This window comes from Synechococcus sp. OH2, assembly GCF_047462155.1.
Taxonomy (GTDB): domain Bacteria; phylum Cyanobacteriota; class Cyanobacteriia; order Thermostichales; family Thermostichaceae; genus Thermostichus.
In genome coordinates, this window is the sequence record NZ_JANSIR010000122.1 from 5,869 (window position 1) to 11,972 (window position 6,104).

Consider the following 6,104-nt stretch of genomic DNA (forward strand, 5'->3'; position numbering starts at 1 on the left):
GGCGGTGTAGGCGTGGCAGGTGGTGAGAAAGCCCGTCTCGATGCCGAAGCGATCCAACAAGACCTTGGCCAGCGGCGCCAGACAGTTGGTGGTACAGGAGGCGTTGGAGACAATATGGTGCCGCGCGGAGTCGTACTGGTCGTCGTTGACCCCCATCACCACCGTTAGGTCGGCGCCTTTGGCAGGGGCGGAGATGATCACCTTCTTGGCGCCAGCTTCTAGGTGTTTGACTGCCCCTTCCCGCTTGGTAAACAGGCCGGTGGACTCCACCACCAGGTCAACCCCAAGGTCTTTCCAGGGCAGTTGCGCCGGATCCCGTTCTGCCAGAACCCGGATCTTGTGGCTGCCGACTTGCAGGTGTCTGTCCACAGCACTCACGGTCTGGGGCAGGCGCCCGTAGGCAGAATCAAATTGCAGCAGGTAGGCCAAGTTTTCCGGCTCAGTTAGATCATTAACCGCCACCACCTCCAGCCCTCGCTCTGGCTGGGAGAGCAGCGCCCGCAAAAACGACCGGCCAATGCGTCCAAATCCGTTGATGGCTACCCGTGTGGTCATCGCAATCCTCCGGTATCAGTTCAGGATCATGGGTCGAGGGCTGCGGCGCAGGAGACGCCAACCCCCTAGGGATAGGTTAGAAGAAGAACGGGATCCGCCTTGCCTTTGCACTTCAGATCTCCAGATTTGGATCCCATCTGCAACGGAGATTTGCGATTCAGGCTAACCCAGGAAGTTGCCGGTAGAGGAATTCAGATGAAGGTATTGCTGACCAACGATGATGGCATCGAGGCGGCAGGGCTGGCGCACCTCAGGCTGGCCCTCAGCGCTCTCGTTGCCGAGGAAAACTGCTGGATCGTGGCCCCCCACCAGCCGATTTCCGGCTGCAGTCACCAGGTAACGACGGGGCGGCCCTTTCGCGCCTGGGCCCGCGGCGAGCGCACCTTTGCTGTCGAGGGATCCCCTGCCGACTGTGTGCGGGTGGCCCTGTTTAAGCTCGCCCCTTCCGTGGATTGGGTGCTTTCTGGCATCAACGAGGGAGGGAATTTGGGATCGGATGTGTACTTGTCCGGCACGGTGGCGGCGGTGCGGGAAGCGGCGCTGCGCGGGATCCGGGGAATTGCCATTTCCCAGTATCGGGCAGGGAGCCAACCCATCGATTGGGAACAGGCACAGCGGTGGACGCGGGAGATCTTGGCCGAGCTGATGGAACAACCCCTGCCAGCCGGCTCCTTCTGGAATGTCAATTTGCCCCACCTGCCACCAGGATCCCCTTTGCCGGAGCGAGTTTACTGCCCCCTCTGCACACAGCCGCTGCCGCTCGATTACGCCGTAGAAGCAGAGGGGAAAGGCTTGGAATCGGTGTGGTTTCGCTACCAGGGTCGCTACGCAGAGCGAGCCCGCGATCCCCAGACCGATACCGATATCTGCTTCTCCGGTCGGGTGGCCATCACCCAGGTGCACCTGGCCTTAGGAGCTCCCAGGTGAGGGAGTGAGGTTGCGGGCAATGGTTCTCAGCCGCTGCAGCCGCAGTGCCGTCAGGATGTCGGTGGGATCCAGCTTTAGAACCTGCTCCAGGGCATCTGCTAGGTGTTGGGCCGCCTCTTGGCGGGTGTAGCCGCGGAACTGGGCACGGCGCAGGGCAAACTCGTCGGCATCGAAATGGGCGCTCTCCCGATTCAGGTTTTGCCAGATCTGTCGAACCGAGAGCGCCGTGATGCCACCCGCCAACAGGGCAGAAAACGGGTGCTGCCAAGAGAGCTCCGCCACGGTGGTGATGCCACCAAGCAAGGCCAGCGACTGGTAAAACCCCGGCTGTAGCCAGTTGCGATTGTCGAACCAGCCCACCTCCCGCAAAAACAGGAGATCCCGCTGCGGCTGCGGGATCCCTTGCCAGCGACGAAAGTCGATGGCGATGATGCCCTGGGGCTGCCAAGGGGCCTTGCGGCGGGAGAACAACAGGGCTCCACCTCCCGAGTGGGGGACAACGCTGAGCAAGGGCCGGAGGGAAGCGGGAAGCAGATCCCGCAAGCGTTCGATCTCTTCTTTTTGAAAGGTTTCCAAGGGTTTGAAGTCTGAGCGGCTGGTCATAGTTTTACCTGTAGAGGCACGGAAAGGGGGGATCCCACCTGCCCCCCAGCAGCCTTTCAGCCCCGAACACCCCAGACCTGAAGAACCCTGCCAGGTTAGTCTACCGCATCTCCAGGTCGCCGGTAGCAGCCCCCCAGGGCGAAAAGCGCCAGCAAGTGTGCTTAGACTGAGAGGAAAAGCCTACCCCCCGATCCGACCCAATGCCGGTTTTACCCGAACCCAGTGAACAGAGCGCTGGCAGCCCCCTTTACACCTATGCCTTCTTGCCGATGCCAGATGCACCGCTTTGGCATTTCATTCAACAAACTCAAGGGATCCGCGGGCCACTGCAGGTGTTTTCCCCCCCGGGAGGCCGAATTGCCGCTGCTGTGGAGCCGATGCCGGATCCTGCGTCGCTGCAGGCTTCGGATGAGGTGCTGGTGCGTTCTGCCCTGCGCCACGACCAGGTGATCTGCCGGCTGTTTGCCCAAATGCCACTGCTGCCCCTGCGCTTTGGCACCTGCTTTCTCTCAGCCGAAAAGCTAGGATCCCACCTACTGGCCCAGCAGGCGGAGTACGAACAGGCCCTTGCGGCCATCGGGGGAAGAGCCGAGTATTGCCTGAAAGGAAAACTGTCGCCCCAGCCCTCCCCGGATCCCCAACCCGCCCCCAGCGGCACAGCCTATCTGTTGGCCCGCAAACAAGCTTATCTACTGCAACGACAGGCCCAAGAGCGGCAAGAACAGGAGCTGGCAGCCCTGCAGCAGCTTTGGCCCTCCACCTGGCCAGTGCAAAGAGGGGATCCGCAGCCGGGAGAAGTCCTGCGGCTTTACTTTTTGCTCACCCCTGCCGAACGGGAAGCGGCAGCTCAGCTCACCCAAACCTGGGTGGCAGCTCACCCCCGCTGGCAACTGGACTGGAGCCCTCCCTTGCCCCCCTATCACTTTATGGGTACCCTCCGGGATCCCTCCAGATGTACTCAGTAGCACCCTAGAAAAGGTGAAGTCAAAGGATCCCTTTTCGCCCGCCTGGAAAGCCTGACCCAGCAGGGACGCAATTTTTTGGCTGTAATTTTTCAGGGTATTTTACGAATTCTGGCGAGGGATTGGAACTACCACTACTATTACTATTGAAAGTGACCTCCTGTCCCCTCAGCCCTCATGACATTGGAAACATTTTTTACTCAGTTAAATGCCAACGGCTTGACCATTGCGATCCTGCTATTCGCGGCTCCTTGGCTGGTTTGGGTTCTCTGCCACTGGATCCCGGGGCAGTGGGAAGAGCCTTTTTTGCTCAGCTTGAACATCGGCTTGGCAGCGGTGAGCCTTGTCCTCTGGGCCGGTTACTTGGCCTATGCCACCAACACGGCTGGCTGGCAGGCGGTGGTCAAGCAGGCGGATATGTTTCTGCTGCTGGTGCCTCCCTACTATTTTCTGAGCTCCATCTGGGTGGCGCGGCAGCGCATGCCGCTCTCGCGGGTGCCGGCTTTCCGCACCTTGCAAGGGATCGGCCTCTTGGCGGCAGTCTATCTCATTTTTTCTTGGCTCAGCCGCCGGGTCTATGTTGTCTTTTTTTCCTACATGCCCTTCTCAGCCTTCTTGTGGATCCTGGCGGGGTTGCTAGGGGTGGCCTATCTTGGCTATCGCATCGTCTTTGGGAACCCGCCCAAGTATCCTCCTGAACCCTGAGTGGGCCGCCAACAGGGACTAGAATTCGAAAGAAACCTTTTGCAACGGCAATGGTGACAGTCCCTCTGATTTCAGCCCTGGACATTGACTATCGGCCTCTCCAGGAGTTGTTAGCGGCGGGAGCCTGGCTGGAAGCGGATCGGCTGAGCCTGCAATTGCTGTGCCGGGCAGCGGGAGAGGGGGCGGCGCGGCGGGGCTGGCTGTACTTTTCCGAAGTGAGCCGGATCCCGGCAGAGGATCTGCGCACCATCGATCGCCTGTGGCGGGCGGCCTCCGGGGATCGCTTCGGCTACTCCGTGCAGCGGCAGCTCTGGCTGGGGGTGAATCGCAACTGGGAGCGCCTCTGGCCGCTGATTGGCTGGAAACAAGGCTACCACTGGACCCGCTACCCCGACGAGTTCATTTGGGATCTGTCTGCCCCCAAAGGTCACCTGCCCCTTTCCAACCAACTGCGGGGGGTGCGGGTTCTGGAAGAACTGCTCACCCACAGGGCTTGGGAAGACTTGTCCGGCTGAGCGTCTGTTGCAATCTTGTTATCTGATGGATCTGATGGGATGAGACTGTGGCTGAACAACTGCAACTGACTCAGTTTCCCCACCTGCCCGGCGATCTGGCCCAAGCCTGCGAGCAGGCCATCCAGGCCACACGCCTGGCTATCCAGGCGGGGTATCGCCGCCTGCTCATCGAGATCCTCGCCCCCGACATCAAGCCGGAAGTCTTAGCCCGTCCGTTCTTGGAGCTGCTGCCGCCACCGGCTTTGGTGTTGTTCAGCGATGCCGGCGGAGCAGCCCTGGCCCAGCGGGAGTGGGGATCCCTTCCTGACGGGATGCAACTGCAAAGCCTGACCGCCCGCACGCAGCCTACACCAGACCAGAGCGTCCTGTTTGTAATGCCAGCAGTTTACAACTTGGATCAGGTGGAGCGGGTCTGCCAGGTGGTGAGCGGCGGCGATCCTTCTGGGCTGGCTGCCAAAGGCCGGGATCCCAAGCCCGTCGTTCTCCTCAACCCACAACTTCAGGATGCCGCCGCAGTGGGGGTGGGGCTGGCCGGGCGCCGGCTGCGGCAACGCTTCCTGAGCACCTTTGAGACCAGTTACTACCTGCGCTCGCTGCTGGAAGGAGCCCTGTTTCGCGCCTACCCGGATCCCTGGAGCCTGTGGCAGCAGGAAGAGCCCGGCCTCTACAGCGTCCTCCAGACCTTTAGGGCTCGACCCAGCGGCGAAGAAGTGGCCGAGCTGTTTAGGGCCACCCGGAGAGGGGATCCCTGGTGGGGCTGGCGGCGCTGGCTGGGCGGGATCCCCTGATCGACCCGCAGCTTCAAGAAAGGGAGAATATCAAGACAACGTTTTATTGTTGGCCGCCTTCCCGGCTGCCGAACTGCTATCGGAGCGGATGAAATACACAGAACCATCTCCGATCCAGAAACTCTGCGGAGATGCTTTGTCTAGCCTTTTTATCGAGTGGGCGTTGACCGATGCTATCGCCTATGAGTTAGGAATCCAATTTGAAGGCGAAGACTCTTTTGTTGTCAATCAAGAGAGACTTAGAGATAGAGTTGCCCACCAAATCTACGTTCACGACAACTGATTTTCCTACATTAAATTCGTAGAGGACGATCTCCTAAGCAAGATTGTCGGTTGTGTGGATCCCACAGTTGGACGAACAAAGCATCTTTTCGGATCCTTTTTTCAGAAAGTCTTGGGTCAAGGCACGGTGGCTATTGAAGAGGGGGAAGCTCGTTTGAGAGAGAGACAAGCAACTTCTTGACGAGTTCCTCTCTCTCTAGGAGAGGGGTTGGGGCTAAGGGTGGCGGCAAGAAGCGACCGGAAACCGCCTTAAACTATTCTGAAACGACCCCAAAGCTCCTGCCTTGCTTCAGCTAGAAACCGCAGGAGCCCCGCCCTGTACCCGTAGGGTCAGGGGCGGGAGCAATGCGGACGACGGATAATCGTGACATGGCCCAAGTCCTGACTATCTCCTGCAAGCTCAAGGTGTCTGCTTCGCAAGCCGTGAAGCTAGAGGCAACCTTGTCGGCTTTTGCACAAGCACTCCTCGCGCCAGCGGGCCGGAGGCCTTACTGGGTCAACCAAAACACGCCAGAGAAGGTGGTCAACGCCTCAAGCTTCAATCGCTCTGCTACCGCGAAATTCGTACCCGCTTTGGGCTCTCCAGCAATTTGGCACAACAGGTGTGCAGAAGGCTGGCCGCTGCCCGCAAGGTTGCCCGGCAAAAGAATCGTCCGGTCAAAGCCTTCAAGGGGGGTTTTGTTACCTACGATGCCCGCATCTTTTCTTTTCGGGAAAAAGACTGGACGGTGTCGCTGACCACCGTTGAGGGACGCGAACGCTTTGAG

At 59.8% G+C, this 6,104-nt stretch carries 7 protein-coding genes and 1 pseudogene; 6 read left to right on the forward strand and 2 right to left on the reverse strand.

Going from position 1 to position 6,104, the window contains the following annotated elements:
* A partial coding sequence (locus tag NW835_RS13265) for a type I glyceraldehyde-3-phosphate dehydrogenase (RefSeq protein ID WP_414415529.1) occupies positions 1 to 555 on the reverse strand: 555 nt, incomplete at its 3' end.
* 195 nt (positions 556 to 750) lie between these two features.
* Here NW835_RS13265 and surE point away from each other — a divergent pair.
* Positions 751 to 1,482, forward strand: coding sequence for a 5'/3'-nucleotidase SurE (surE, locus tag NW835_RS13270; protein WP_414366270.1), 732 nt, complete (start codon positions 751 to 753; stop codon positions 1,480 to 1,482).
* Here the strand turns inward: surE and NW835_RS13275 are convergent.
* Complete coding sequence (locus NW835_RS13275) at positions 1,465 to 2,085, reverse strand: DUF3318 domain-containing protein (protein ID WP_414366269.1); 621 nt, start codon at positions 2,083 to 2,085, stop codon at positions 1,465 to 1,467. The two genes, surE and NW835_RS13275, sit on opposite strands and share 18 nt — an antisense overlap.
* A 200-nt stretch (positions 2,086 to 2,285) precedes the next feature.
* On the opposite strand from NW835_RS13275, the gene NW835_RS13280 reads away from it, so the two are divergent.
* The 5 genes and pseudogenes from NW835_RS13280 to NW835_RS13300 form a co-directional block, all read left to right on the forward strand.
* A complete protein-coding gene (locus NW835_RS13280) occupies positions 2,286 to 3,050 on the forward strand; it encodes a GvpL/GvpF family gas vesicle protein (protein WP_414378688.1) in 765 nt (254 codons plus the stop codon).
* Positions 3,051 to 3,224: 174 nt separating this feature from the next.
* Positions 3,225 to 3,752: a hypothetical protein gene (locus NW835_RS13285; RefSeq protein ID WP_414398872.1), complete on the forward strand. Its 528-nt coding sequence runs from the start codon at positions 3,225 to 3,227 to the stop codon at positions 3,750 to 3,752.
* Between the two features lie 50 nt (positions 3,753 to 3,802).
* Positions 3,803 to 4,267, forward strand: a complete 465-nt coding sequence (locus tag NW835_RS13290; protein WP_414378687.1) for a GUN4 domain-containing protein — start codon at positions 3,803 to 3,805, stop codon at positions 4,265 to 4,267.
* Positions 4,268 to 4,314: 47 nt separating this feature from the next.
* Positions 4,315 to 5,055, forward strand: coding sequence for a DUF1995 family protein (locus tag NW835_RS13295; protein ID WP_414415530.1), 741 nt, complete (start codon positions 4,315 to 4,317; stop codon positions 5,053 to 5,055).
* Positions 5,056 to 5,706: 651 nt separating this feature from the next.
* Positions 5,707 to 6,104: pseudogene (locus NW835_RS13300) on the forward strand (RNA-guided endonuclease TnpB family protein); the annotation flags it as partial.

Coding starts and splice junctions, on each gene's coding strand:
- surE (WP_414366270.1), top strand. CDS start 751: ATGAAGGTATTGCTGACCAACGATGATGGCATCGAGGCGGCAGGGCTG.
- NW835_RS13275 (WP_414366269.1), bottom strand. CDS start 2,085: ATGACCAGCCGCTCAGACTTCAAACCCTTGGAAACCTTTCAAAAAGAA.
- NW835_RS13280 (WP_414378688.1), top strand. CDS start 2,286: ATGCCGGTTTTACCCGAACCCAGTGAACAGAGCGCTGGCAGCCCCCTT.
- NW835_RS13285 (WP_414398872.1), top strand. CDS start 3,225: ATGACATTGGAAACATTTTTTACTCAGTTAAATGCCAACGGCTTGACC.
- NW835_RS13290 (WP_414378687.1), top strand. CDS start 3,803: ATGGTGACAGTCCCTCTGATTTCAGCCCTGGACATTGACTATCGGCCT.